At 59.7% G+C, this 25,729-nt stretch carries 28 protein-coding genes, 1 other RNA gene and 1 pseudogene; 20 read left to right on the forward strand and 10 right to left on the reverse strand.

From position 1 onward, the window contains the following. Positions 1 to 70: 70 nt before the first annotated feature. Together GLL_RS17380 and GLL_RS17385 are read right to left on the reverse strand one after the other, a co-directional pair. Entirely contained in the window at positions 71 to 775 is a 705-nt protein-coding gene (locus tag GLL_RS17380; RefSeq protein ID WP_011143357.1) for a hypothetical protein, read from the reverse strand. A gap of 150 nt (positions 776 to 925) precedes the next feature. Next, positions 926 to 1,150, reverse strand: coding sequence for a hypothetical protein (locus GLL_RS17385; RefSeq protein WP_164929271.1), 225 nt, complete (start codon positions 1,148 to 1,150; stop codon positions 926 to 928). Positions 1,151 to 1,533: 383 nt separating this feature from the next. Between GLL_RS17385 and GLL_RS17390 the strand changes: the two genes are divergently transcribed. The 3 genes from GLL_RS17390 to GLL_RS17400 all read left to right on the forward strand — a co-directional run bounded on the left by GLL_RS17390 (position 1,534) and on the right by GLL_RS17400 (position 6,212). Continuing rightward, positions 1,534 to 3,072 carry a HEPN domain-containing protein gene (locus GLL_RS17390; protein WP_011143358.1) on the forward strand — a complete coding sequence of 513 codons (1,539 nt, stop codon included), beginning with the start codon at positions 1,534 to 1,536 and terminating at the stop codon, positions 3,070 to 3,072. Positions 3,073 to 4,504: 1,432 nt separating this feature from the next. Further along, positions 4,505 to 5,155 carry a type II toxin-antitoxin system toxin DNA ADP-ribosyl transferase DarT gene (locus tag GLL_RS17395; protein WP_269446159.1) on the forward strand — a complete coding sequence of 217 codons (651 nt, stop codon included), beginning with the start codon at positions 4,505 to 4,507 and terminating at the stop codon, positions 5,153 to 5,155. 19 nt (positions 5,156 to 5,174) lie between these two features. Beyond that, a complete protein-coding gene (locus tag GLL_RS17400; protein WP_011143360.1) occupies positions 5,175 to 6,212 on the forward strand; it encodes a type II toxin-antitoxin system antitoxin DNA ADP-ribosyl glycohydrolase DarG in 1,038 nt (345 codons plus the stop codon). A 473-nt stretch (positions 6,213 to 6,685) separates the two neighbouring features. Here the strand turns inward: GLL_RS17400 and GLL_RS17405 are convergent, their stop codons facing one another. Next, a complete protein-coding gene (locus GLL_RS17405) occupies positions 6,686 to 6,853 on the reverse strand; it encodes a hypothetical protein (RefSeq protein ID WP_164929272.1) in 168 nt (55 codons plus the stop codon). Between the two features lie 268 nt (positions 6,854 to 7,121). After that, positions 7,122 to 7,367, reverse strand: a complete 246-nt coding sequence (locus GLL_RS17410; protein WP_197530030.1) for a hypothetical protein — start codon at positions 7,365 to 7,367, stop codon at positions 7,122 to 7,124. Between the two features lie 143 nt (positions 7,368 to 7,510). Between GLL_RS17410 and GLL_RS17415 the strand changes: the two genes are divergently transcribed. Next, on the forward strand, positions 7,511 to 8,476 hold the full coding sequence (locus GLL_RS17415; protein WP_011143363.1) for a glutathione S-transferase family protein: 966 nt from the start codon (positions 7,511 to 7,513) through the stop codon (positions 8,474 to 8,476). Here the strand turns inward: GLL_RS17415 and GLL_RS17420 are convergent. Then, entirely contained in the window at positions 8,473 to 10,035 is a 1,563-nt protein-coding gene (locus GLL_RS17420; RefSeq protein ID WP_164929273.1) for a Kelch repeat-containing protein, read from the reverse strand. The two genes, GLL_RS17415 and GLL_RS17420, sit on opposite strands and share 4 nt — an antisense overlap. Positions 10,036 to 10,484: 449 nt before the next feature. Here GLL_RS17420 and GLL_RS17425 point away from each other — a divergent pair, with 449 nt between their 5' ends. Both GLL_RS17425 and tal read left to right on the forward strand, forming a co-directional pair. Further along, positions 10,485 to 11,186 (forward strand): hypothetical protein, encoded by a 702-nt coding sequence (locus tag GLL_RS17425; RefSeq protein WP_011143365.1) that lies wholly within the window; start codon positions 10,485 to 10,487, stop codon positions 11,184 to 11,186. Positions 11,187 to 11,267: 81 nt separating this feature from the next. Further along, positions 11,268 to 12,389, forward strand: a complete 1,122-nt coding sequence (tal, locus tag GLL_RS17430; protein ID WP_011143366.1) for a transaldolase — start codon at positions 11,268 to 11,270, stop codon at positions 12,387 to 12,389. On the opposite strand, the gene moaC is transcribed toward tal, so the two are convergent. Beyond that, complete coding sequence (moaC, locus tag GLL_RS17435; protein WP_011143367.1) at positions 12,386 to 12,910, reverse strand: cyclic pyranopterin monophosphate synthase MoaC; 525 nt, start codon at positions 12,908 to 12,910, stop codon at positions 12,386 to 12,388. The two genes, tal and moaC, sit on opposite strands and share 4 nt — an antisense overlap. Positions 12,911 to 12,984: 74 nt before the next feature. On the opposite strand from moaC, the gene GLL_RS17440 reads away from it, so the two are divergent. The 6 genes from GLL_RS17440 to hisG all read left to right on the forward strand — a co-directional run bounded on the left by GLL_RS17440 (position 12,985) and on the right by hisG (position 16,774). Next, entirely contained in the window at positions 12,985 to 13,329 is a 345-nt protein-coding gene (locus GLL_RS17440; protein ID WP_011143368.1) for a DUF1815 family protein, read from the forward strand. A gap of 243 nt (positions 13,330 to 13,572) precedes the next feature. Beyond that, positions 13,573 to 13,766: non-coding RNA, 6S RNA (gene ssrS / locus GLL_RS17445), on the forward strand. Between the two features lie 80 nt (positions 13,767 to 13,846). Next, on the forward strand, positions 13,847 to 14,611 hold the full coding sequence (locus GLL_RS17450) for a PspA/IM30 family protein (RefSeq protein ID WP_011143369.1): 765 nt from the start codon (positions 13,847 to 13,849) through the stop codon (positions 14,609 to 14,611). Positions 14,612 to 14,737: 126 nt separating this feature from the next. After that, the gene (locus GLL_RS17455) at positions 14,738 to 14,929 is read left to right on the forward strand and encodes a DUF2949 domain-containing protein (RefSeq protein WP_164929275.1); all 192 of its coding nucleotides are present in this window, start codon (positions 14,738 to 14,740) and stop codon (positions 14,927 to 14,929) included. A gap of 76 nt (positions 14,930 to 15,005) precedes the next feature. Beyond that, the gene (locus tag GLL_RS17460) at positions 15,006 to 16,133 is read left to right on the forward strand and encodes a GNAT family N-acetyltransferase (protein WP_011143371.1); all 1,128 of its coding nucleotides are present in this window, start codon (positions 15,006 to 15,008) and stop codon (positions 16,131 to 16,133) included. Next, positions 16,130 to 16,774 carry an ATP phosphoribosyltransferase gene (gene hisG / locus GLL_RS17465; RefSeq protein WP_011143372.1) on the forward strand — a complete coding sequence of 215 codons (645 nt, stop codon included), beginning with the start codon at positions 16,130 to 16,132 and terminating at the stop codon, positions 16,772 to 16,774. The genes GLL_RS17460 and hisG overlap by 4 nt, the downstream gene beginning before the upstream one ends. Here the strand turns inward: hisG and GLL_RS17470 are convergent. Beyond that, positions 16,771 to 16,983, reverse strand: a complete 213-nt coding sequence (locus GLL_RS17470) for a hypothetical protein (RefSeq protein ID WP_011143373.1) — start codon at positions 16,981 to 16,983, stop codon at positions 16,771 to 16,773. The genes hisG and GLL_RS17470 overlap by 4 nt on opposite strands. A gap of 87 nt (positions 16,984 to 17,070) precedes the next feature. Beyond that, the gene (locus tag GLL_RS17475) at positions 17,071 to 17,733 is read right to left on the reverse strand and encodes a class I SAM-dependent methyltransferase (RefSeq protein ID WP_197530032.1); all 663 of its coding nucleotides are present in this window, start codon (positions 17,731 to 17,733) and stop codon (positions 17,071 to 17,073) included. A gap of 89 nt (positions 17,734 to 17,822) precedes the next feature. On the opposite strand from GLL_RS17475, the gene GLL_RS17480 reads away from it, so the two are divergent. Next, complete coding sequence (locus GLL_RS17480; RefSeq protein ID WP_011143375.1) at positions 17,823 to 18,314, forward strand: YajQ family cyclic di-GMP-binding protein; 492 nt, start codon at positions 17,823 to 17,825, stop codon at positions 18,312 to 18,314. On the opposite strand, the gene GLL_RS17485 is transcribed toward GLL_RS17480, so the two are convergent. Then, positions 18,298 to 18,951 (reverse strand): hypothetical protein, encoded by a 654-nt coding sequence (locus tag GLL_RS17485; RefSeq protein WP_164929276.1) that lies wholly within the window; start codon positions 18,949 to 18,951, stop codon positions 18,298 to 18,300. The genes GLL_RS17480 and GLL_RS17485 overlap by 17 nt on opposite strands. Positions 18,952 to 19,118: 167 nt before the next feature. Between GLL_RS17485 and GLL_RS17490 the strand changes: the two genes are divergently transcribed. The 7 genes from GLL_RS17490 to GLL_RS17520 all read left to right on the forward strand — a co-directional run bounded on the left by GLL_RS17490 (position 19,119) and on the right by GLL_RS17520 (position 24,372). Continuing rightward, positions 19,119 to 19,463 (forward strand): thioredoxin domain-containing protein, encoded by a 345-nt coding sequence (locus GLL_RS17490; RefSeq protein ID WP_164929277.1) that lies wholly within the window; start codon positions 19,119 to 19,121, stop codon positions 19,461 to 19,463. Between the two features lie 21 nt (positions 19,464 to 19,484). After that, positions 19,485 to 20,027, forward strand: coding sequence for a peroxiredoxin (locus GLL_RS17495; RefSeq protein ID WP_011143378.1), 543 nt, complete (start codon positions 19,485 to 19,487; stop codon positions 20,025 to 20,027). Continuing rightward, positions 20,027 to 20,446, forward strand: a complete 420-nt coding sequence (locus GLL_RS17500; protein ID WP_011143379.1) for a hypothetical protein — start codon at positions 20,027 to 20,029, stop codon at positions 20,444 to 20,446. The genes GLL_RS17495 and GLL_RS17500 overlap by 1 nt, the downstream gene beginning before the upstream one ends. Positions 20,447 to 20,689: 243 nt before the next feature. Continuing rightward, positions 20,690 to 21,715: a HEAT repeat domain-containing protein gene (locus tag GLL_RS17505; protein ID WP_011143380.1), complete on the forward strand. Its 1,026-nt coding sequence runs from the start codon at positions 20,690 to 20,692 to the stop codon at positions 21,713 to 21,715. A 238-nt stretch (positions 21,716 to 21,953) separates the two neighbouring features. Then, positions 21,954 to 22,550 (forward strand): Uma2 family endonuclease, encoded by a 597-nt coding sequence (locus GLL_RS17510; protein WP_011143381.1) that lies wholly within the window; start codon positions 21,954 to 21,956, stop codon positions 22,548 to 22,550. Between the two features lie 48 nt (positions 22,551 to 22,598). Continuing rightward, on the forward strand, positions 22,599 to 23,786 hold the full coding sequence (aroC, locus tag GLL_RS17515) for a chorismate synthase (protein ID WP_011143382.1): 1,188 nt from the start codon (positions 22,599 to 22,601) through the stop codon (positions 23,784 to 23,786). Between the two features lie 55 nt (positions 23,787 to 23,841). Then, on the forward strand, positions 23,842 to 24,372 hold the full coding sequence (locus tag GLL_RS17520; protein WP_011143383.1) for a cupin domain-containing protein: 531 nt from the start codon (positions 23,842 to 23,844) through the stop codon (positions 24,370 to 24,372). Positions 24,373 to 24,396: 24 nt separating this feature from the next. On the opposite strand, the pseudogene GLL_RS23785 reads toward GLL_RS17520, so the two are convergent. After that, a pseudogene (locus GLL_RS23785) lies at positions 24,397 to 25,621 on the reverse strand (amidohydrolase family protein). Positions 25,622 to 25,729 lie beyond the last annotated feature (108 nt).

Consider the following 25,729-nt stretch of genomic DNA (forward strand, 5'->3'; position numbering starts at 1 on the left):
ATCAACGGATTGAAGCTGCCACCAGCCCCCAGGCGCACACCTGAAGAGCTGGCAGCGACTCGAATCCGCGCTACTTAGGGGGAGTTGAGTTGCCGTCGGTCGGCAAAGTCGGCTGTTCCCGCCTGGCTCTTATCCATGCCTTGAGTTCGAGGTGCTTTGCCTTCTTTTGGGAAGCTGCGCCTGGGCTATGCATAGTTGGAGGTAACCCTGCTTTCATTGTGAGAACGCCGATCCTTTTCTGGGTCTGCTTGCGGTACTCCTTGTGGCGGCCCAGCCGACTGAGGATCACCCACACGTCGCCCAGCCTCGCACCGGCCCAGATCAAACCGAATAGCAGTAGAACTACAAAGAATGTGTAAAAAATGACATCAAGGACGCCCGTCTTCACAGGCGGAGCTATAGCGATCGTGAGCGCCTCAACAGCAAACATGACCCACCAAAAACCTGCAAACATAAAGTCACTCGCCAGCCGGTACCAAATATCCGGCCGGTTGTAGTAACGCTCCGCTTCCTCAAGACCTGTTTCGAGTGCCTTCAACTCTCTTTGTGCCGCCGCTTCGGTATTCCAAAGACCGCGCAGCCACGGAAGCACCTTTCCCGACCACCAGACTCTAAGGAGCGCACCTAAAGACACCGCAATGGGAGCAAGCAACCAGTCCAGTTTCTCTATCAGGTATCCCAAGGTATCGATCAGATCCTTCCAGCCGCCCAACTTGCTCAGATCCAAAAACTCAAACAGCCACTGAAGCCCCTTCTCTATCTCATCGCCGGACATGCCCGATCAAGCCTCAACCCCTGCTTTGAGGTCAAATGTACCAGTCGTCACGAGCCCCGGCGGTACTCCCCGATACCAGCATCTTGATGGCCGTGTTACTGCTGACAATCTATCGGCGGGTGTTGTACTCGATGCGGCTGAGTAGGTCGATCACGGCCACGAGTCCCCAGGGGACGAGATGTAAACCAGAAAGGCAATCACCAGCCCAACAACGAGACCTGCCACTGGGCCTGAAGGTTCTCCAGAGTATATGCCTACCTCGATCACTGCGATGGCAACGATGTAGCCCAGTGTTTGAAGACCTTTCAGGGTCGAGACGAAACTCTGATACATGTACTTGTCAAATTCCTGTTCGTCAGGGCGGTTAGCCTTCATGCTTGACTCCTGGGAGTAGAAATGCAGATAGCATGCATACCCCACAGATGGTAATTTGCGAGGTGTCATTGCCGGGGGTCGCCCTGACCGGTTGGGATGTCTGTGGACTGCCGCCTGCATTGCCCCGTTCGACAATGCGCCTGCTGCGCAGTACACCTATCCAACGCCGCAAGCGCGCCAAGGGCGCATGTCCTCCCGGCAATTAACCGCAAATTGCTCTGCATCACAATGGAGTAAATTAGACCATCGACTTCCATCATCAAGACAAGTACATAGCAGATTACCCCAAGGGTAAGAGACTTGTTCCTGAAAAGCTCAAATAAAATCACTTCCAGGCTTCAATGAGGACTTGAACTCTTCGTCAATCCTGGGGTGCTGGCACTATGGCGAACAAGGCGCAGGAACATCTGCAAGACGCGGAATTCATCTTCGACGAAATCATGCGCTTCGCTGCGATGTCGCAGGATGAGAAGTTCGCACTCCTCGGATCGCGCTCTTTGGACCGTCTGGCGCTCATCCCCAATCCCTTCTATACGGGAACCTACCTGGTGTGTGGCGTAGAAGCCATGCGCTGTTTCGCCAGGATGTCGAAGCGATACTTGGATTCGCGTCCCGTGGACAAGGACGAAGTGGACTTTGACACTTTTCGTAAGGCAGTAATCTCGGATTTCGGGAGACGGTTCGTGAAAGACCGGAAGGTTGTTGACACAAGACAAATCGACAAGATGTTCACGGCAGCTCTAAGCAGAGCAAAGGCTGAGTATTCCGAACTGACCCACTTCATCCCGTGCATCTTGGTGCACGATGAGGAACCCGCCGAAATTACAATTGGCCCCGTTCGTTTCACCCGCAGGGAAAAGTTTCTGGCTGAAAACCAAGAAGAGTTCGATGCCGAACGCAACAAGCGTTACGAAGCGAGCTTGAAATCCCAGCTCGACCCGACTCCCAAACCTTGGGATAAGGTGTTCGGCAAACCCACCGGAACACCCGAGGAGAGCGCCTCAGAAGCGGCCGACTTCTTTTTCAAGCGATTCGAGGAATACTGTTCCGGGTTTAGTTGGATGGCACAAGTCTCAGTGCCACGATGCCACCCTAAGGTTTCTGCCGAAAGGGCGCGCTTAGCGGTGGAAGGCGCACTTGACGTTCTGCGATTGCATTTGGGGAGGGGCCGGGGGGCAAAGCTCCGACAAGGTAACTCGCCCAGTATTGGAACTGACTTTGTGGAATTGAGCCGACATGCTCAGGGCGGCTTCAGCTTTTCGTATTCGTTCGGGAGCGCTGAGGAGATACTTGGTCCTGGCTGGTTCCCTGTTGTCTTTGAAGGGCCTAAGGGACAAATTCTTCAGGCGGTGGGCGAGATGCTTTGGTCCTACCTGGATCCATCCAGGACAGATCAACTCAATCAGCGGATCCTTGATGCCCTCTCGTGGCACGGCCAAGCCGTCCGCGAAATCCTGCCCTCCGCAAAGATCGTGAAATTCGTGGCAGCACTTGAGCGGCTGACCATCACCAAAAGAACGGAAGATCTACGCAAGACCGTTAGTCGCAGGACGGCTCTTTTATTGTTGGGTATGCCGCAGAATGACCCCAGCTACCTAAAAGAATTCGACCATAACTGTGCAGAAGCGCAGTTTGTCTACGATGTCCGCTCCGATTTAATGCATGGCAACCGTTCACCATTCGATCCGGAACTCGGCGTTGTGGCCGTCAAAGCTGCAAGCGTAGCTCAGTCTGCAATATCTAATTCGGTTAGCCTTTTAAACAAGGTACGCGAATATGTGAATGAGCGCGAGGGAAGTAACTCACCCAAACCTGCCGATCTCGAAAGTGCCTACACCAAGCTTGAAGCAAAGATCAAGGTGTTCAGGGACTCCCAGGAGCCGAGTGAGGATAACGCCCATACTGCATCGACGCAAGAGTAATTATCGGTTTCAAGAAATGCACAAGACTCACTTCACGGGTGCTTAGCATGGACATCCGTCCGCTGTAAGTGAGCAATGACTTCCTCAGCAATCGACATCCGCACCGTCGAAATCCCCTCCTGGTGACCGTACCGGCGGCACTTCGAGGCACTGGCTCGGTACCAGATTCCTGACCATTTGAGCGAACAGGGGTATTGCGATCCTGACCGACTGGCGGATCTGCTTACCAGAGGGTGTGCCCTTGCGGTTAGGGTTTCTGCTGGTGCGGTCTTACCCCAGGATGCTTATCCTTGGGCTTACCTGCGTCCTGTGCTGGGCGGCGCGACCGCCATCGGCATTGACTGCGTCACCTGCTCCCAGTTGGCCGAATTGGAAAGCAGCGGGTCAGACGTGCTCGAATTCGACAGCGGAGTGTGGCGCTTACTCCCTTATGGCGTCTGCCGTGTCTTCTTGCTGCCGGATGGGCAAGCCGTCGTCGCGGCTCTGGTCCCTGGTGGTCAGCGCAGAGACAGTACCTTCCCAGCCCCAGCCAAGTGTGTTCTCTGCCTCATCTGCGTCGATCTGTCGCATTCCGGCCACAGCGATGTCCGGGAGCCGGTAGGTGGCCCGGTGCGGGCGTCTGGTTTCTGGTGCCCATCCGCTGCGCACCCGCCCGAGTTGCTTGCCCAATACCCCCATCTCCGCCAAGCGCTCATCGTTGCTCTCACCGCCGCAACATAGCAGGAGCTGATACGCCAAAGGGAAAGGGGCAGGTATCCCTTTCGGGTGCCATTTCCCCCAAGGGGGTTATACCCCGGGGTAAAGCCTGAAGGGAGTGCGAGAGCGGGCGCACGCACTGAGGTCTGTGCACGTGTACTGGCGAAACGGGTGGGAATGGGTGGCTTAGCGCTCGCCGGTCCTCTTGGCTGCGCCCAGATGCATCGGAGCGCCGGTTAAACGCAGCAAACGCTCAAAGGCTGCGAACTTCGTCTCCGTCGCTGACACCTGTTCCACCTGTTCCTTGGTTATTCCCTTCGCCCGCCCCGGGGGTGCATGAGCACCTTCCCCGCAAGCCTCTGCGACAGATCGAACCGCTGTTTACCAGGACGGCAACCATCCAAGAACAGGAGCGCAAAGCGTGAGCGGATTCTGAGTTCCCGCCCCGTGGCGAGTGCTTGAGGCTGAGCATGTTAGAGATGAAGGTTTGGGAGAAAAGGAGTACACTTGCTCGCAAAGACTCAAACGTCGAGGGGTTGCAACGCGCCGTAGCAAGCATTGACGGTAGCCAATAACTGAGCATGCCGCCTAATGGCGACGCCGCAAAACGGTGCTCGCAGTCGAGCTCTTTCGCAAAGCAAAGCGCGTACCGAACGCAATTTACCGCTCCGTGAAGGTCCAGCAGCAAACTCTGCCCTTCTTGCTGATAACCATGTTCAACCGTTGAGAGCCACCTTTGACTGCCCCGCCCCCAATCGAGCCAAAGATATACCACATTACCCCAGTCCAAAGCCTAGCTTCGATGATTGATTGCGGTTGCATTTGGTCGGACGTTCAAATGATTGCCCGGGGCTTGGCCAATCTGAACATTGGCATAAGCGATATCAAGGAGCGTCGTAGAAAACTACAGGTGCACTGCAATCCAGGGACCAAGGTTGGAGAGTACGTTCCATTCTACTTCTGTCCTCGCTCTATCATGCTATACATCTTGCACTGCAAAAACCACAAAGATCTAAAATACACAGGTGGACAGCAGCCCATATTGCACCTCGAATCGAAATTAAAAGTAGTAGTCCAATGGGCAGAAGCAAATCAAAAGCCTTGGGCTTTTTCTACCAGAAATGCTGGTACGCACTACGCTGATTTCTACAATGATTTGAGGGATTTATATCGGATTAATTGGTCAGCAGTGAGCGCTACCGATTTTCGAGATGCCACAATCAAAGAGGGCAAGCAAGCAGAGTTTTTGCTGTTTGAGTCGTTTCCATTGACCTTCGTGGATCGCGTCGGCGTCTTTGATTCGCAAGTAGAGCAACAAATCGAATCACTCTTTGAGGGAACGAAGTACAATCCCGTGGTGGTAGTGCAACGCAACTGGTACTATTGAGAAAGGAGGAGATGCTGTAGTGGTCGAACTTACAAAGGGTGATATTCTGTCGGCGGATGCGGAGGCCCTCATCAATACGGTCAACTGTGTCGGCGTGATGGGGCGTGGGGTGGCCTTACAATTCCGCAAGGCATACCCGGAAAATTTCAAGGCGTATGAGTCGGCCTGCAAGCGCAAAGAAGTGAGACTGGGCGAGGTGTTTGTGCACGATTTGCACAGTTTCATCAATCCCCGCTACATCATCAACTTCCCCACCAAAGATCATTGGAAAGGATCAAGTAGGCTGTCCTATATCGAATCGGGTCTCCGTTCCTTGATCGGGGAAGTAGAAAAGCTTGGGATTCGTTCGCTTGCCCTGCCCCCGCTAGGTTGCGGGTTGGGCGGATTGGATTGGCGGGAGGTGCGTCCCCTTATAGAAGCAGCTTTCGCTCAGGTGCCCTGGGTGCACGTCCTACTTTTCGAACCGGTGGGTGCGCCCTCTCCTGCCACAATGCCCAAGTCGAATAAAAAGCCTTCCATGTCCCCGGGCAAGGCGGTTTTGCTCGGATTGATGGATCGGTACCTAGCCGCGTTGATGGACCCGTTTGTCACGCTACTGGAACTCCACAAACTTATGTACTTTATGCAGGAAGCGGGAGAAGCGCTCAGATTGAATTACACCAAAGGGACTTACGGGCCTTATGCGGAGAACCTACGCCATGTGCTCAACGCAATAGACGGGCATTACATCAGTGGCTATGGAGACGGCGAAGACTCCCCCACAAAGCAAATAGAGCCGAACGCGGAGGCGGTCGGGATGGCTTTGGCGTTTCTTGAGGAGTGCCCGCAAACTCGCGAGCGCTTCGAGCGGGTGATTGATCTCATTGAGGGTTTTGAGACCTCCTACGGCATGGAGTTGCTGTCCACGGTCCACTGGGTTGCTAAGACGGAAGGGGCAGGTACTCCGGAAAAAGCCGTACAATTTACCCATGCGTGGAATGACCGCAAAAGGACTTTCGAGCCCAGGCATATCCGAGTGGCTTGGGATATTTTGGATGATAAAGGGTGGCTGTTTTGATGCTTGGATCGAGGTGCTGCAATCTCTGTAGATTCGCTAGCCCCTTTGTGCACTCCAGAAAGGCCAACGACATTATCGTTGGTTGCAGGAACTGCCACTTTGCCGGACAGCGGCCGTCCAGGCGCAAACGAAGGGCGAGAGGTATTGGCGGCTTCGCCTTCCCTTGGCAGCCCCCATTAGGCTGCAGCAGCGCCATCTGCAAGTCGCTTACGGCAAGCCGAACACCTCCCCAAACTAGACAATAACCCCGGCGAGCACCACCAGCCAGAGCATCGAATTCAGCACCAGTTGGCGGCGGTCATCAAAAAGATCGGGTACAAAGTGGCGGTAGCAAGCAGTTGAAGATGAACGCGACCGGCAGCAGGACCGCCAGAAACAGGCCCACGGCGGTGGCCTAGGCTATGTCCGTCAACCACTTGGCACACCGCTCACTCATTGGCGGCAGATCTCGCGCATCAGTCGCAAAGGTTACGTCAGAGCACTGCGTTCAGCCCGGCTAGTCCCAGGCCGATCAGAGCACTGCACAGGGCTGGTTGAATGGACTCCAGAACTTCTGGGCCGAACAGCCTGAACCATCCCGCCACCAGGTAGCCGCCGACCATCATGGCAAGGGTGGAGGAGACGATCAGGCCGGTGAGCATACCTGGCAGGAGCATCCCCAGTGCGAGGGTCGCACTTTAGTCCAGCGATCATTCCCCAGATGAGACCGGGGTCGCCCAGAGTAGCGGTGCCAAGATTCGGCGATAACTGAGGCCGAAATGATCAGAGCTGAGAGTGTCCGGAACAGGCACCCAGCATAAGCGCAGTAGCCCGGAGTCGGTGAGCAGATGGCTGATACATCAGGGGAGGACGACGGCGATTAAGCACAGCGGAACCTTTGTGTACACAGCATTATACAGGAAGGCTTGGCTAGGAGGCTGAAATGGTCTTCCTGACCGACCTTGCCGCTCCACAATAATGCAGGTTGAGGACCGCCTTGTAGGCCCAGTGCTCCGGGCGGACATCGCGAAACGGGTTGGGCAGGGTGTCGGCGGCTCCAGTGGCGCAGGCTCTATCGATTTGCTCTTCGGTGGGAATGCGGGGCGGTTGCTGGGCGGCAGCCCCGGGCGGCAATGCGGCTAGGGCGAGAAGAAGGGCGGCGGAGGGCATGGGCATAGCAGCGTCGAGAGTATCGAAATATCTACCCAGGTTAAACTCCCGCAGCCGGTTTGCTGCTTGGCGACATCTGTCCGGTGGTCTGTGCCAACTTGCTGCACGGGATCCGACAATGGGCGCGTAAGGGTTCCCAAGGAGGACACATGCCGCTTGGAAGGTTGATGGAAGGGCGCTGGGTCATCGAAGAGAAAGACCGCGATGCGGAAGGCAAATTCAACCGCACTGCGACTACGTTTCGCCACAAAATTACCCGCGACGGTAGTAGCGGTTTCATGGCCGAGCCGGACCGCTACCATCTGTATGTCTCTCTGGCTTGCCCTTGGGCGCACCGCACGCTCATCTTGCGTAAACTCAAAGGCCTGGCGGCAGTGATCGGCGTATCCATTGTCGATGCCGAGATCCGCGACAACGGCTGGAGCTTCGGCCAGGAGCCAGGATCGCTGCCTGACAGCGTCAATGGGGCGCGCTACCTCTGGGAAGTCTACTGCAAGGCGGATTCCCAGTACACCGGAAAAGTGACGGTGCCGGTGCTGTGGGACAAATTCACCCACACCATCGTCAACAACGAATCGCGCGAGATTATCCGCATGTTCGACACCGAATTTGCCGCCCTCGCCGCGACCGACGCCGATTTTTATCCCGAGGACCGACGCGGGCAGATCGACGAAACCATCGATGCGATCTACCAGCCCATCAACAACGGTGTCTACCGCTCCGGTTTCGCCACCAGCCAGCGCGCCTATGAAGAAGCCGTGGGCGAACTGTTCGCTGCCCTCGACCACTGGGAGCAGGTGCTCTCGACCCGGCGCTACCTGTGCGGCGAGCGCATTACCGAGGCCGACTGGTGCTTCTTTACGACCCTGCTGCGCTTCGACGCGGTCTACCACGGCCACTTCAAATGCAACCTGCGGCGCATCGTCGATTACCCGAACCTCTGGAACTACCTCAAAGACCTCTACCAGCAGCCGGGGGTGGCCGAAACGTGCAACCTCGACCACATCAAGCGCCACTACTACCGCAGCCACACCAACATCAACCCCACCGCCATCGTGCCCGCCGGACCGCTCGTCGACTTTGCCGCTCCCCACGGCCGCGAGCGCCTCGGTTAGTGCTCCATAGCGGCGATGCCCTCGTCCTCCGGTTCGGCCCATTGCCCTGCCGGCAGGGAAACCGCCAGGGCCGCTCTCCCCTGCCAGAGGTTGGATGTCAAGTTGCCGCCGGTGTAGTGCAACTGGGTTCCGGTGTTGCCCGCCACGCCCGAGTGGCGCTGGGCAGGCAGCGGGGTGAGAACCGACCAGGCGTTGCCGAGCGGGTCGTAGGCGTACACATCGGCCTCGGAGGAGCCGTTGAATTGCTGTCCGCCGATGACGAGGAGCCGGTTGCCGACCACGAGCGTCGAGGAAGAGATATGGCCGCGCGGCTCGGGTAGACCCGCCACCCGCGTCCACGCCCCAGGGGAAGCGGGATCCCACACATCCACAAAATTCTGGGCCACCAGATTGGCATCGAAGCCGTACTGGCCGCCCACAGCGTAAATTTTGCCTCCCAAGGCCGCATAACCCATATGCGAGCGCGGATTGGGCAAAGAGGCGGCGCTTGTCCAGCCGGTGCCGCCGTTGAGCGGCAAATACCAGTGCTCGCCCTTGTCCTTGCGATTGATGTCGGCCCCGCCGAAGAAGTGCAGCCGAGCGCCCAACACGACCAACGCCCCGGAACCGCGCGCCTGCGGCAGAGGCGGCAGAGCGCTCCAGGTGTTCGAGTTGACGTTGTACTTCCAGACGTTGGTGGTGGCAAAGGTCTGGCCGCCGTTTTCTTTGCCGATGTAACCGCCCGCCAGATACACATCGGTGCCGACCACAGCCGTACCGGCGTGGGTGGTGGAGATGGGCAGGTTGGCAATCTGCTTCCAGGTGTTGTCGGCCGGATCGTAGAGGTCCGAGCGGACCGAGGGTTTAAAGGTGGTGTCGGTATACCCGCCGAAGACGTAGAGCTTGCCTGCGACCATCGCCCCTTGTGCCTCGGCGCGGTTGATCGGACCTGCGGCTTTTTTCTCCCAGGCAACCGCATCAAAACCGGGGCGGCTCGCGATCTCGACGCTGTTGATTTTGGTGTTGGTGCCCCCGATCGAATCGAGGGTCAAAGTGCCGTCCACGACCTCCGCTTGCACGAGCACCTGCTTAAAGGGCAGTGCGGCGGTGGGCTGGTAGCGGTTGATCGCCGGAATGCCTTCGATGTTGACAGTGTGTTGACTACTGGTATACGAAGGGTCGCCGACGCTCATCTGGACGCTATAGGAACCGTTCGGCAAAGCATACTGCCAGGCGGCCGGAACCTTGATCGCCGTCGGCTCGGTGCCGCCCGACGGGTATTCCATGTGCTGCAAGGTATTGAGACGCGGGTCGATGCCGCCCACCTTTCGATCGCGGGCGTTGGGCGAAATATCGATCGGTGTCGGTGTCGCGGACGCCAGACTGTCTTCGCGCACCCAACCGAACTTGCGGCTTTGGTCGTAGGCTGCGCCTGTATCTTCGATGTAACCGCTTGGCAGGGTGGAGGATTTCGGTTGGAAATTGATTTGAGCGGTCAACAGCCCCGTGCTGCTTTGGGCAGCAAGCGACCCCTCATAGCCGATCACCACCGGCAGGTACAAAATTGCGAACGGCAGCAAAACGATACCACCGGTCAGAAGCAGGCTTGAGTGTCTTGAAAGCACGACTGAAACACCTCAGAACGTCTGCAGAAGGGAGTTTGAGGGGCACACCGCTCGCAAACCGTTCAGCCGGAGATTCCCCGGCCGCGTGTCGTTTCCTTTGGGAAGTTCGCGGCTGCCGTGTAGGTCGCAAAGTTTGGCAAGGATTATAGCAAAGGAGAAACCGGGTTGCAATACGTACTAACCAATGCACACTCACTATTTGCATGAAGTTGTCCAGCGAAGCGTATTCTGGCGTATTTATGATCGCGCCATCCGTATTTCAGTCTAAAGGTAGATGCCCGGACATCCCGGGGCAATCATTGACCCAAGAAGGAGAGACTTGCTTGATGTGGACGCAAATGGCTTGCCGTCTCTATCATGAAAATATCTGAAAGAAAGACCGAGGTGTCTTCCAGGAGAGCGCAATGACAGCCTTCAAAACTTGGGTGTTGGCCGCTCTGACCGCGGTGCTGCTGCCGGGGACGGTTCTGGCTTCCGACGAGAACCGTCTGCTGCTCAACGGCAGCGTCGAGGGCAACGAGACCTACAGTCGGCTTTACCTGTCCTCGTCGGCCTACGTCGTCAAAGATCGCGACTTCGCCCCGGAGCAGCCGCGGCTCGGGTTTTTCAGCACCTGGATTTTCGACCCGGCCCAGGACAATTTGTTCGAGGTGCGGGCGCGCTACTGTGTTCCTGATCCCGGCATCGATACCGACCGGGCGGTGCTGCGCCAACTCGACTTGCTCGATGGCGATCAGGTCTTGATCTCGCTGAATGAGGGGGTACGGGCGTTGCCCGCCCAGCGCGAGACGGTGCGCCCCGCCTACTACTCCCAGCCGTTCGCGCGGCCGGTCCACGGCTACCGCCCCACGCGCCATGGGCTGGTGCCCTACGTGAGCTATATGCCCTCGGCACCGGTCTTCAATCCGGCGGTGACCTGCGCCTCGGGTACAACCGGCTTTGAGCTGTCCCCGGCGGCCGATCAACTGGCCGCCTTGCCCGACAGGACGCTCAAGGTGCGTCTGCACTTCAGCAACGGTGAACAAAGCGGTTGGCAACTGGGCGTGGCGACCGTGCGCGAACTGAAGCGCCTCGTCGCCGTGCGCGCCGAACTAAGCGGCCGCTAGCTTCGGATTTCTTGCTTAAGGCGTGGGGGCTGCCGGGGACGGTTGGCTAAGATCGGCCCGAAGCCAATCTTAGGGACAACCATGGCTGACAATCCTCTTGTTCATCTGCACGATTTTGGCCAGAGCGTCTGGATAGACGATCTGCGCCGCGACATGATCACTACCGGCGAATTGCAGCGGCTGATCGAGGCGGAAGGCGTGCGCGGCCTCACCTCCAACCCCGCCATCTTCGAAAAAGCGATCGTGGGCAGCGCCGCCTACGACGAACAGATCCGCGGCGAGCGCGGTCAATCGGTGGACGCCGTTTACGAAAACCTGGTCGTCAAAGACATTCAAGATGCCGCCGATCTGTTCCGGCCCCTGTACGAATCTTCCGAGGGGGCGGACGGGTACGTCAGTCTTGAAGTCTCGCCCTACCTGGCCCGCGACACCGAGGGCACGATCCGCGAGGCCCATCACCTCTGGGAGCGCGTCGGGCGGCCCAATTTGATGATCAAGGTGCCGGGAACCGCCGAGGGTATCCCGGCCATCGAGGCGTTGATCGCTGCGGGCATCAACGTCAATGTGACGCTGCTGTTTGCGCGCGCGGCCTACGCGGAGGCTGCCGAAGCCTACCTGCGCGGCCTGGAGCGCCGCGCAGGTCCGCTCGATCGGATGGCCTCGGTGGCCAGCTTCTTTTTGAGCCGCATCGATACTGCCGTCGACGATCTGCTGCAGGCCGAGATTGCCGCTACCGACGCCGCCGGACAGCTCGAACGTCTGAAGTCGCTGCAGGGCAGTGTGGCGATCGCCAACGCCAAACTGGCCTACCGCCAATTCCAGCAACTCTTTGGGGGCGAGCGCTTCGCAAAGCTTGCCACCCGGGGCGCCAAACCCCAGCGCCTGCTGTGGGCGAGCACCGGCACCAAGAACCCCGACTACCGCGACGTGCGCTACGTCGAGGAATTGGTGGGACCGGCGACCGTCAACACGATGCCCCCGGCGACGCTCAAAGCCTGCGCCGATCACTGCGAACTGCGCCCCAGTCTGGAGGCGGGCCTCGAAGACGCCGAGCGGACGCTGGCTGAACTGGCGGCGGTGGGCATTGACCTTGACAAGGTCACAGGCGAGCTACTCGCCGACGGCCTGGCCAAGTTCACCGCCCCCTTCGACAAGCTGCTTGCCAGTCTGCGGGCCAAAACCGAGGCGGTGGCCGCCGGTTAGGGTTCAGGCTCGCGCACGTAATCGCCGGAGCGGCCCCCGGATTTGCGCATCAGCCGCACCCCTTCGATGGTCATGTCCTTTTGTAGAGCCTTGGCCATGTCGTAGAGGGTGAGGGCCGCGACGGCAGCGGCGGTGAGCGCCTCCATCTCGACGCCGGTCGAAGCCCGGGTCTTGACGGTCGCCTGCAGGCAGAATCCGGGCGGCTCGCTCTGGGGGGTGATCTCGATGTGCACCGCGCCGATGGGCAGTGGGTGGCACAGCGGAATCAAATCGCCCGTGCGCTTGGCGGCCATGATCCCGGCGATGCGGGCGGTGGCAAGCACATCCCCCTTGGGGGTGTTGCCCGCCAAAATCGCCTCGAGCGTGCCTGCCGCCATGCACACCCTCGCCTCAGCGACGGCGACGCGCTCACTGGCTTGCTTGGCCGTGACGTCTACCATACGGGCCTCGCCGGTGCCATCGATGTGGGAAAGCGGCTGCAAACGAAAACTCCGCCAAATCGCCTCCATCCTAACGGCCATCCCTAGTGCAGCCTTACACCTGAGCATAAATACTTAGTAATATAAGAAGTGACCACTTTTGGAGAAGTGCGCCCGTGTTCTACAGATTGTCCGAGCAGTACCGCTATTTTGTTCGCGACCTGATCGTCAATTTGCAGGCACTTTCGATCGTCATGGAGCGCCGGGGTTATCTGGTCTCCTGCTACACCTGCGGCGAGGAGGCCGACAGTGCCTGCTTCATGGTGAGCATGGGCAATGAGATGATCCGCTTTTTGGTGTCCGATCAGGGCATCGTCTGGACCGAAATTTGCGACGACGCGGAACTGGTGCGCCTGGAGGGGGCCGAGGCGATTGCCAGGTTGCAGGAGTTGGCGGATCTGATCAAACAGGGATTGATGGAGCCCGCTCAGCCGCTTTCGGCGCCCCTGCCTTCCCTATAATTGAGGGGACGCCCCCATTTACGGAAGGTTTTCTGACCATGAGCGGCAACGGCTGGTTGTTCCTTGCTTTTCTCGGCTTGCTGGTAGTCTTTGTCCCCACGGTCGTTTTTTTGCTCTACAGAAGCGGCCAACGCCTGTTCTAGGCGCTTCCGGCACCCAGACCGCACCCCCCGCACGGGGGTGCGGTTTTTGCGAGATTGGCCGCGGCAGTGGCCTTCTGGGAACAGGCTTTGTTAAGATGCTCTTGGCCTGCGACGTTGGTGAATGCCAATAAAGTTATCGATCTATACTTTGTGCGATAGGGAGCCAAACGCGGTCGGCGGTGAGCAAGCCGGGCATCTTCGGATGAATCTCGGAGTCTCTAAAGCCGATTCACCGGTTCCCACCTGGGTTACCAGAGGTCGCATACTGAGGTAAAACGGCGTTGCGGGTCTTCAAGCTTTTGCGTGGTTCGTCCGGTGTCGGCTTTCCCTGCGGGTAAGCTCGGGAACACACGGGCTTGCGGTGGAAGATCTCGATGAGCAGGTCAGGTCCAAAGGGCTTTGTCTACTGGTTGTTCGGGGAGCGCGCCGGCCGGGTCATCGTCGGCTTCTGGAACTGGCTGTGGGGCCGGCCGGTCGAGCAGGGCGGAGACATGTCGGTCAAAGTGGCCGAGCAGGCTTACCGCGACATCCAGCTTTCAGTCAAGCGGCTGACCGAGGCGGTGGCCACCCAGGTGAGTGCCTACCGCCGCGCCCAGCAGCTCTACCAGCAAAAAGTGCGCGAGTATCAAACCCTTGAGCAGCAGGCACTGATGGCCAAGCGCCAGGGGCAGATGGATCTGGCACGCCAGGCGCTCAGCAAAGCGCTCGCTGTCGAGCAGATCCTCCCGGAGTTGCAAGATCGAGTCCAAAAAGCCGAGCAGTACGCCGAGGCGGCCCGCGCCCGCCTTGCCAAAGAGCAGCTGCAGCTTGAGGAATATAAGTCGCGCCTGCAGAACCTCAAAGACCTCAACGAGATCAATAACGCCCTCGCCACGATGGCCCGGGTGAGTGACCAGTACAATATCGACTCGGCCCGCTCGCAGTTCGAGCAGGCGAGCTCCGCCGTGCAGCGCAAAAAATTTCAGGTCGAAGCCCTAAACGAACTGGCCGAGAACCCGGCTCAAAAAGTCGAAGACGACCTCAAGCAACTCTCCCTCGATGCCGAACTCGACCGCCGCCTCGGTTCCTTGGGCGAGCCGTCCAACCCGCCTTTGAGGCTGCCCGAGCGCGAAAACGAATCCGACCGCCGCCAGGACTGAGCACAGCGAGGGCACCGCCGCAAACCGTCGCCTATCTCCTCCCCAGGGGTGATCCCAAAACCCTTGACAGAATATTACGTATTGTTAACATCGAATTTAAGAAAAGCTTCCGCTTGGGAGGGAGTCGTGGGCAGCGAGCAAAAAGAGTTAGAGCGATACTTGCTCAACAACGGCATCGTCAACCGGCGGGAGCTGGAGCTGGCCAAGAAGGTGCAGCGTGCCCAGCAGGGACCGCTGCCGATCTTGCTTTGGCAGTTGAGCTTTATCACGCTGGTCCAGTTGGGCGCCCTGCTCGACTGGAGCGGTCAACTTTCATAAAATCCGCCCCGCCCCCAGGCGGTTAGGATGGATACGCGCCGGCGGCTTTGCGGCCATCAACCATTGGGACGCCTCCATGCTCATCCGCCCCGTTCACTACCGCGACCTCGACTCGGTTCGCAGGCTTTACGACCAGACCAGCGGCGGTGCGGCCTTTGCCAGTCAGGATGTGCTTCAGCCCTTGCGGGGCATCCACCGCCTGTACGGCCCGGTGAAACTTTTGAGTCTGTTCCGCAACCCGATGCAGCATGTCTTCTGCCTGCACGTCGCTCAGCTCGAAGGGCAGATTGTCGGGTTAGTGCAGGTGCGTCCGGTCAACGTCGGCTACACCACCTGGCAGGTCGAGCACATTGCCGTGGCGGATGATGTGCGCGGCCAGGGCATCGACACGCAGCTGCTCAGCCATGTTTTTGAGTACTACCGGCCCGAGGCGCGCAATTGGATGGCCGAAGTCGACATCCACAACCGCCAGGCCCTGGCTCTCTATCGCCAGAACGGTTTTCAGTCGCTGGCACAGCTGTGTTACTGGCAGATTTCGCCCGCGGTGCTGGCGGATCTGGCCCGCTGCGAGAAGCCGCCGCTCAATTTCTTCAAGCCGGTGAGCAACGCCGATGCGGCCTTGATGTGCCAGCTCGATACCGCCACCATGCCGCCCATCGTCCGCCAAATTTTTGATCGCCACCCGAGCGATTTTCACCGCAGTGTCGTCACCCGCACCTTCGAGGCGGCGGTGCGCTCGTTCAACCAGACCCTGCGCGTCGCCCAGTTCGTCTATGAGCCCCAGCGCAAGGCGGCCATCGGCAGCTTCGAACTGATTCTCTCGACGACCGGGCTGCTGCCGCACCGTGCCCATTTGCTGGTGCACCCCGCCTACACCTGGCTCTATCCGCAGCTGGCCGTCCACATTGCGGGCATCTTGCAAAATTACCCGGCCCAGGCGCTGCAGGTGGTCTCGACCGACTACCAGCCGGAGCGCGAAGAATTTCTCAATTCGATCGCGGCGGAAGATATCGAGCGCCGTTTGCTGATGTCGCGCTCGACCTGGCCCAAGGTGCGCGAGACGCGCAATCTGCTCGAAGGACTGCAGCTCAAGGACATGCTGCCGGGCTTCTCGCTGGGCAACAAGCAGCCTTTGCCCGAGCCTTTTCAGCGCTCCGAAAACAACCGCGACCAGGAGCCCCCTTCGACGACGGGCTGGCGATGAATATCACTATCGCCTTACCCAAAGGGGCCTTGCTCAAGGGTACGATCGCCCGCCTGCAGGCTATCGGCATCGACTTTGGCGAATTTCTCGAAGGCTCCAACCGGTTGTTGCGCCTTGAAGATCGTTCGGGCCGCTACGAGGGTCTGCTGGTGCGCGCCCAGGATGTGCCGGTGTACGTCGCCTACGGCCAGGCCCAGGTGGGGATAGTGGGTTTTGACGTCCTCAAAGAAAAGCAACTGCCCGTCGCCCAGGTGGCGGATCTCGGGTTTGGCTACTGCCGCATGTCGGTGGCAGTCAAAAGTGACAGCCCCTACCGCAGTGTGCAGGATCTGCCCGCCCACTGCCGGGTGGCCTCCAAATTCACCACCTGCGCCAGGAGCTACTTCGAGGAGCGGGAACTGCCCGTGGAGCTGATTCCCCTCTACGGCTCGGTGGAACTTGCCCCGCTCACCGGCATGGCCGAGGCGATCGTGGACCTGGTGTCCACGGGCCGCACCCTCAAGGACAACGGCCTAGTCGAACTCGAAAAAATCTTCGACAGCACCGCCCGGCTGATTGCCCATCCGCTCAGCTACCGGCTGGGACGGGTGGGCCTGCACGAACTATTGGGGCAGATCCGGACGGCGGCGGTCCCGGCCTAGCGCTGTAGCTGCATGAAGAACATCATCACTACGCCGGGCAGGCTTGCCAGGCCAAACAGCAGCAGGCCCAGACAGATAAGCTTGTCGATCATTCCGGCCATCACGCCCGTGTGCTGCTCGACAACCGCCCCGTAGCGCTCGTTGTCCCAGGAAAAACTTTCGTCGGAAGCCGGGTTGGAATTGGAGTTGGATCTTGGACCAGAAGTCATTGCCGGTGCGCCCTTCGACTCTCACGTAACTTATAAAATCGACGAGCAATTACGGCGCACAAACTTGACAAATGTTTATAAGCCGAGTTATGAGGCTGTGGCTTTGAAGATCAAAAAGTAGTCCTGCTCGTCGGCTTTGACAAAGTCGAAGCTGCGCACCAGTTCGAATCCGGCGATCTTGGCTTCTTTGATCACGACGCTGCGATCGAGGCCGTGGTCGCCGCCGGTGCCGTTGCGGTCGATAATCCCGACCAGGCCGCCGGGTTTGAGGGCAAGGCGGGTGTTCTTGAGCAGGGCCACCGGGTCGGCCACCTCGTGGTAGGTCTTGAGGAGCAGCACGGCATCGACGCTCGCCTTGGGCAGTTTCGGGTCGCCGGGTTCGCCGAGCACCGTCTCGATATTGTCGTAGCCCTCGCGCCGGGCGCGCGTCGCGATCGTTTCGAGAAATTGGTCATTGATTTCGACGGCGTAGACCCTGCCCCCCGGACGGACGCGCCGGGCGGCGCGCACGGCAAACCAGCCGCCCCCCGCGCCGATGTCGGCGACGGTCTTGCCCGCTTGGATCTGCAGCTCGTCCATGACGCGATCAATCTGCAGGCGCTGGTCGCGACCCGGGTACTCAAAAATGTTCGTGCTGCCGGTGTAAGGTTCGCTCACGGGACGCTCGGTCTGGGCGGTCACCAGGCGCGGACCGCAAGAAACAAGCAGCAACGCCCCAAAGGCGGCGGCGAACCAACGGTAAGCAGGCACAGGCAAACTCCCAGACAACGCCTCCATGATAAGAAACAGACCGGCAGCCGCCGCGCCGCGTGCTAACACAGAAAAAACAACCGATCACCATGGCTGCCCAAACCTATTCATTCGATGTGGTCTCCGATTTTGACCGCCAGGAGCTGGTCAACGCCGTCGACCAAGCCCTGCGCGAGATCAACAGCCGCTACGACCTCAAAGACACCAAGTCCGAAATCGCCCTCGAAGAGGAGCAGATCGTCATCAACACCGCGAGCGAACTGAGCCTCAACGCCATCTACGACGTGCTTTGCACCAAGGCCGCCAAGCGCAACCTGTCGCTGAAGATTTTTGCGCCGGGCAAGGTGGAGAGCGCCTCGGGCAACCGGGTACGCCAGAGCGTCGCGTTGCAGCGCGGCCTCAGCCAGGAGTTGGCCAAGCAGATCACCAAGCTCATCCGCGACAACACCAAGACCACCCCGCAGATACAGGGGGACGCCGTCCGGGTGAGCAGCAAGAGCCGCGACGATCTGCAGACGGTCATCCAGCTGCTCAAAAGCCAGGACTATCCGGTGCCGCTGCAGTTTACCAACTACCGTTGAGGTCGGCTGGACCGTTCGGCAGTTGGGCTATCGGGCTGTCGAAATCCACCTCGCCCAAAAACTGCACGCCCAAGGTCTGCATCGGCTCCAGGCTCGCCGCCAGGGTGCCCGTCGACCGCTCGGGTGCGGGCGGTGCGGCGGCCCCAAAGAGCGCCCCCAGCAAGCTAGTGGCGGCCCGGGCCTGGCGGGAGTGGACCGGGATACCCAGCAAGTCGCCCCCGGCTTCGAAGAGCGTGCCGCTTGCCTCGCGCCCCGGATAGCGGGGGGTCGCGGTGCCTGTACGGCGCAGCAAGCCGGGAATGGGAGTGCTGGTCGCCCGCACGGCGTAGACGTTTTGCCCGATCACGAGCGATTCGATGTTGAGCGCACCGCTCGCTTCACCGGTGCGCTCGAAGCGGCCCACCAGCAGCGCACCGCCGGGGATCGTCAGGCCGCCCGCCCGCGCGGCCACCGGCACGGTGACGGTGCGATTTTCTTCAAGCGATAGCGGAGCACCCGAGTTGGACAGGACCAGAAACTGGACGCGGGTGCCGGCGGCGATGCGCGCAAGACTCACCTCGAAGCGCGGCACGGGCGTCTGGGCAAGCGCGGCGGTCGGCAACAGCAAAAGAGACACCAAGGCAAAACGGAAATTCATGGCACCTGATGGGACATCGACAGGGCCATTAGAAGCGACGGCTGCGCGCACGGGCAAAATTTGCGGCGCTTCTCCGCCTGCGGCGGGCGGCGCCGCACGGGACGGCTGGGCATTGGGTCCGGCGCAATGTATCGTAAAAAACGGGGGGACCGTTTCGGATGGTGACGATGAAACGCAGAGCGCTGGCGGGGGCTTTGGCGGCGGCGGTGGCGGGGTGGCCCGTGACGGCCAGTACCGGCAAGCCGCAACTGCTCGAATTTTGGGCTTCGTGGTGCGGCGTATGCCGGGCCATGGAGCCGACGATGGCGGCTCTGAAGGAGCGCTGGGGCAAGCAGGTGGATATCCGCATCGTCGATGTGGACGAACCCGAGAATGCCGCCCTGGTGCGCCGGTACAAGATTTTCGGAACGGCGACTTTTGTGTTGCTCGACGGTCGGGGCAAAGAAGCCTACCGCGGCAGCGGTCAGATTCCCCAGACGGTTTTCGAGTCCGAGTTCAAAAAAGTGCTTTGAAGCTAAAAAAGGCGTGCACCCATGCGTAAATTGCTGCTGAAATCCTCTTTGCTCTTTGCTCTCCTGCTCGCAGGTCCACAGGCGGCCCTGCTGGCTGCTCCCCGGGTGGGCGAGGCCGCTCCCGCCTTCGAGCTGCCGGTGGCGGCGGGTAAAAAAATCTCGCTCAAAGACTTCCAGGGCAAGTGGCTGGTGCTCTACTTCTACCCCAAGGACATGACCAGCGGCTGCACCATCGAGGCGCAGCGCTTTCAAAAAGACTTGGCCCAGTACAAGCAGCTGGGCGCCGAGATTGTCGGAGTGAGCGCCGACGCCCTCGACTCCCACAGCATGTTCAGCAAAAAAGAGGGTCTCACCTTCTTGCTCGCCTCCGACGTGGGAGGAAAGGTGGCCCAGGCCTACGACTCCTGGTACGGCCTGGGCGATATGGGCATGGCGGCCCGCAACACCTACCTCATCGACCCCCAGGGGCGGGTGGCGAAGGTCTTCTCCAATGTCGACCCGACCGGCCATAGCCGGGAGGTGCTCTCCACCCTCAAGCAAATCCAAGCCAAGGCACAGCGCTGATGAACGCGGTTCAGGAACTATTCGACCAGAGCATCCAGCGCTACGAGGCGGGCGAAGCGGCCGACGTGCTGCTGCCGGTATTCCGCGAGATTGCCGAGAAGCAGCCCAAGAACGGCCCGGCCCTCACCTGCCTCGCCTGGCTGTATCTGCTGAACTCCGAAGCGCCCAAAGCCCTCAAAGTCGCCAAGCAGGCGACCAAACTCGCCCCCGCCGACGCCCAGGCTTACGTCAATCTTTCCCTCGCCATGCTGGAGACAGGCCAAAAGGGTGTGCGCGAACCGATCGAGCGTGCCCAGCAAGTCTGCCAGCTCGACCCGAAGCAGGCCGAAGAAGTGCGCAAGAACTTCGAAGAAGGTCTCAAGCGCCGCCCCGAGTGGAAGGAACTGACCAAGGTGCGTAACTGGCTTTTTGAGAGTTAGAACATCCGTCTGCGTCACCTCAACTAACTCCAACGCGCCTTGATCTTTCGCCGCTCCCCGATGTACAGCACAGGTGCGCCAGCGACACTGAACTGGAAGCGACGGATATTTCTCAGCATGGCGAGGAAGAGGTTCTCCTGAGGAAGCCGTACATCTACTGATGAGCATACAACCTTGGGACAGGCTATACTTATATGAGTTTTTGTCAATCGTTGCGATTAAGCACCTGGCAAGGAGATTTATATGAATACGTACGTTCAAAGATGGTTTCAGATATGCTCGACCGCTTTGTTCGGTCTTTGTTCGGCATTGACGTTTGCTTCGGTCGGTTCTGCACAGCCTTTCAACGGCTCGCCTGCATTCTACGAACCCCAACCAGCAGTGGTTAAAAGGTTAGATTCGCTTAAAAGTATGGTGATTGATAAAGATCCGAAAGTGCGCGCACAAGCCGTGGAAGAGCTTGGAAGAATTTACCCTATAAGCCTTGCTATTCCAGCCTTGCTGATTGCAGTCAAGGACCATAACGCAGAAATTCGCTCGGCAGCGACATGCACCTTGGCGGGTACGGCTAAAGAGTCCGAATACGTACAAAGTGCTTTGATCGAAGCCTTGCAAGATAAAGCATTTAAAGTCCGTTATTGTGCCATTCAAGTTCTCGATCAAGCAGAACTTACCTCTTCGGCCGTTGTTGCCGCTTTGGTAGAAACACTGAATGACAAAGATTCCCAAATCAGTGCAGGCGCCGCCGGTGCTCTTGGAAAAATAGGTGTATCGGCACAAGCTGCCATCCCTTCCCTTGAAGCTTTAAAGGCCAAAGGCGGTTACAGTGGCAGAGCGGCCGGAAGGGCTTTGGCGTCGATACGCCCCGAGAAACCGGAAGATGAGTTGAGCCCAACACTCGAACTCGATGTTGCATCTGGACAGCAGATCCGCGGCAAAGACGTCGGGTTGGGGCTGCAATTCGATGCCCGAGTTTTGGGAGTAGAGCGTAACAGGATCGATATCTACTTTGGAAGCGGCAAGCAGGTTATATTCGACAACAATTTGAAGCAAAATACCCTTACAGCGAGCAGTTTTTATTCAGAAACTCGAGAGCCTGCCGAGTTCTCAGAAGCAGATATCAAAGCTTTTCAAAAACTGTATCGAACGATTTCTCGTAGGACCACTTTGGAACACAATTCTCTGACGAGAACCTTTATCGGCTCGCTCATGTTTTTGAGCGATGCATTTCCTGGATATGTTCTTGACTACAAAGGAAAAGCCAGGTGAAACTCTGCACACTTTTGTTCAGTAAGAATGACGGAGTATGCTCAAAGGCATACCTGAATAGCATTTGCGCTTCTGACACCCGCATGGCTGAAAGCCGCTTCCAGCCGTGGCCCCAAATCCGAAGAACGGAGGAGTAAGGTTTTCAGGCTTTGTCTATTGCTACTCCGGTGCTACTCCGGTCAACAAGTAGCTACATCAATGTGTGGGTATAACTGGAGACACAGCCAGAGGGTAGAGCATGGGTCGCGACTTACTAGAACCGGTCTCGGACGCCTCCGAGCAGCGCATCGTGCTCGCCGGGGTGAGCTGGAAAGAATACGAAATTCTGGGTGCCACCCTGGGACATCGGCCCGGCCTGCGAATGATCTACCTGGAAGGTGTCCTTGAGATCATAACGACTTCCCGCGAGCACGAAGCCCTCAAAAAAATCATCGCCCGGCTGCTGGAAGTCTATGCCCTGCAAAGAGACATTCCATTGTTCAGTTGCGGTTCGCCCACCTACCGCCGCGAGGCGGCGGCCCGCGGACTGGAGCCGGATGAGAGCTACTGCCTGGGTCAGCGGCGCGAGTTTCCGGATCTGGCAATCGAGGTGGTGATTACCAGCGGCGGCATCGACAAGTTGGAAGTCTATCGGGGACTTGGGGTGCAGGAGGTGTGGTTCTGGCAGGAGGGCCGCTTCAGCCTCCACGGGCTTGAGCAAGGCCGCTACGTCACCTTGAGCGGCAGCCGGCTGCTGGCGGATCTGGACCTGGCCATGCTGGCCCGCTTTGTGAACCCCGACAACGAGCCAAGGGCCGTCAAAGCTTTTCGCGATACCCTGCGGGAAGTGCGCTAAAATCCGATTTCGCCGATAAGGTGTGCCTTAGACCTGTTCAGGAAGACCATGCTGCGCTTTTTGACCGCCGGGGAGTCCCACGGGCCGGGGCTGACGATCATTGTCGAGGGCATCCCCGCCGACTTGCCCCTGTTGGCCGAAGACATCGACCGGGATCTGGCCCGCCGCCAGGTGGGTTTCGGCCGGGGCGGCCGGATGAGCATCGAGACCGATCGGGTCACCTTTCGGGGTGGCGTGCGGTTGGGCCGCACGATCGGTTCGCCCATCGCCATGACCCTCGAAAACCGCGACTTTAAAAACTGGGAAGTGCCGATGTCGGTTTCCCCTGTGGATCTCGACGACGAGGCGGTGCGCGCCCAACTGGAGGCCAAGCGCATCACCCGACTGCGCCCCGGCCACGCCGACTACCCGGGGGCGGTCAAGTACGGCCTCGCCGACGTGCGCAACATCCTGGAGCGCTCCAGTGCCCGCGAGACCGCCTCGCGCGTCGCGGCCGGGGCGATTGCCAAGCAACTGCTGCGCCAATTCAACGTCCATGTCCACTCCCACGTCGTCGAAATCGGCGGCGTCGGGGCGGGCGAATCCGTCCGTCCCGCCTTGCCCACCTTCGAGGAGTGGAAAGACCTGTTCGAGCGCGTCGATCAGAATGATCTTCGCTGTCACCCGGATCTCTACGAGCGGTTGCGCTCGCGCGTCGTCGAGGCGGCCAAGGGCGGCTACACCCTGGGGGGTGCCGTGGAACTGGCGGCCTACGGCGAGATTCCGGTGGGCCTCGGCTCCCACGTCCACTACGACCGGCGCATCGACGGACTATTGGCCGGGGCGGCAATGTCGGTGCACACCGTCAAGGCGGTGGAAGTGGGTATCGGCACCGCCGCCGCCCGCGAGACGGGCGCCGATGTCCAGGATGAATTTATCAATGCAGCAGGCGAAATCGCCCGCACGAGCAACCACGCAGGCGGTATCGAGGGCGGGATGACCAACGGCCAGCCGGTGCTCCTGCGCGCCTACCTCAAGCCGTTACCCACCATGCGTAAGGCCCTCAGGTCGATCGACCTGGTCAGCCGCGAACCGTTCGAAGCCCACTACGAGCGCTCCGACACCTGCGCCGTACCCGCCGGGGGCGTCGTGTGCGAAGCGATGATGGCCATCGTGCTTGCCCAAGAACTGCAGCGCAAACTGGGCGGCGATTCGCTGGGGGAAATGCTGCGCCACGCCGGACGCACGCACGCCTGAAAACCGCCGGCCCCTGCGTTGTCCTTGTGGTAATCTGTCCACAAAGGAGATTGCCATGAAGCCGATCTTGAATGTTGCCGATGCCCCGATTCGCCGGCTCGAAAGCGGCGAACACTTCGAATGCCGCATGGCGCAACTGGCCAATCCGTTGGGTGCCAAGTCCATCGGTGCCAACGTCACGCATGTTCCCCCGGGCAAGGCCGCTTTTCCGTTTCATCACCACTACGCCAACGAAGAGCATTTTTTTATCCTGAGCGGCACCGGCATGCTGCGCGTCGGTTCCCAAGCCTATCCGGTGAAGCCGCACGACTATATCTTCACGCCGCCGGGTGGGCCAGAGGTGGCCCATCAGCTGGTCAATACCGGGCTCGAAGATCTGGTCTATCTGGCCATTTCGACTCTGCAACTGCCGGAAGTGGCGGGCTATCCGGACTCGGGCAAAACGGGCGTCAGGATCACCTACGACAGCGCATCCGGCGCCGGCAGATTCTTGATCGCAGATGCGTCCAAGGACGAAGTGAGCTACTGGGACGGCGAAGACGGACGCGCCATAGCCGAGATGCAGGCTGCGCCATCGGCACCATAACGCCAGCGACGGAGACGCTCCGGGTCACCGTGCGACACGGGCTTGCGTCGCGCCACCCCGATAGATCTGCCCGTTTTTGATCACCAGCCGGACCCGGCGCAAGGTTTTGATGTCCCGCGTCGGGTCGCCTTCGACCGCCACGAGATCAGCACTCAGTCCGGGTTGAATGCGACCGATACGGCCTTCCATGTGCAGCAAACGGGCGTTGACTGACGTGGCCGCCTGCAATGCGGCGAGCGGAGCAAGCCCATATTCGACCATCAATTCCAGTTCGCGGGCGTTGTCGCCGTGGGTGAAGACCCCGGCGTCGCTGCCGTTGCAGATGGTCACCCCGGCGGCGAGGGCCGCTTTGAAACTGGCGCGCTTCTGGGTGAGGGCCGCAGGTTCGGGGTTGGTGCCGGGTTTCCAGCCCCGGTAGCGCTCGACCGCTTCGCTTGCCGCCAGGGTCGGGCAGTAGGCGACACCGCGTTTGGCCATCAGGGCGAAAACCTCGGCGGTACCCGCATCGCCGTGCTCGATCGTCTCGAACCCGGCCAACGCCGAGCGGCGCATCCCTTCAGGATGGGTGGCGTGGGCGACGGCGGGCCGGCCGCTGCTGCGGGCCACCTCGACGATCGCGTTTAATTCGGACGGCAAAAAGGTGGGTTGCACCCCGCCGTTCGGTCCCCAGCGGTAGTCGGCGTAGACTTTGATCCAGTCGGCGCCCTTGCCGATCTGATCGCGCACGACCCGGGTCAAAGCCCTTCGGCCCGTAGGAGCCGGTGGCCACGATCGCCCGGGTCACCACCACCAGGCGCGGCCCCGGCACGACACCCTGGTCGATGGCCTGCTTGAGGCCGACATCGGCATAACCCGCCCCCTCGGTCCCGAGATCTCTGAGGGTCGTAAACCCGGCCATGAGGGTACTGCGGGCCGCCGCGACGGCGCGGGCAACACGCACAGTAAACGGTTCTTTGAGCACCTGGTCGTCCCAGAGCGCTTCGTTATAAGGGTGCAACAGCAGGTGCGTGTGCAGGTCGATAAGCCCCGGCAGCAGCGTCAAACCCGGCAGGTCGATAATTTCGGTGCCGCTTGGGATACCCACTTCGCCAAGTGGCCCCGCGGCTACGATCCGCTCTCCCTTGACCAGCACCGCCCAACCCGAATGGGGAGCATTTGCACCGTCGAAGACCGCCGCCGGTTTGAGCAAGTAGCTGCGTGCGGACTGGGCGGTGGCCGCTCGCGGACTCAATACCAGCACGGCAAGCATCAAGAGCAGCACTTTGATGCGCCCGCAACACTCCCTACCCAAACGCTGGACTCCACTATCTTTTCCTGTCATGCCTTTTATTGTGTACAAGCTTCGGTATGGTCTGAG

This window comes from Gloeobacter violaceus PCC 7421 (genome assembly GCF_000011385.1).
Taxonomy (GTDB): Bacteria; Cyanobacteriota; Cyanobacteriia; order Gloeobacterales; family Gloeobacteraceae; genus Gloeobacter; species Gloeobacter violaceus.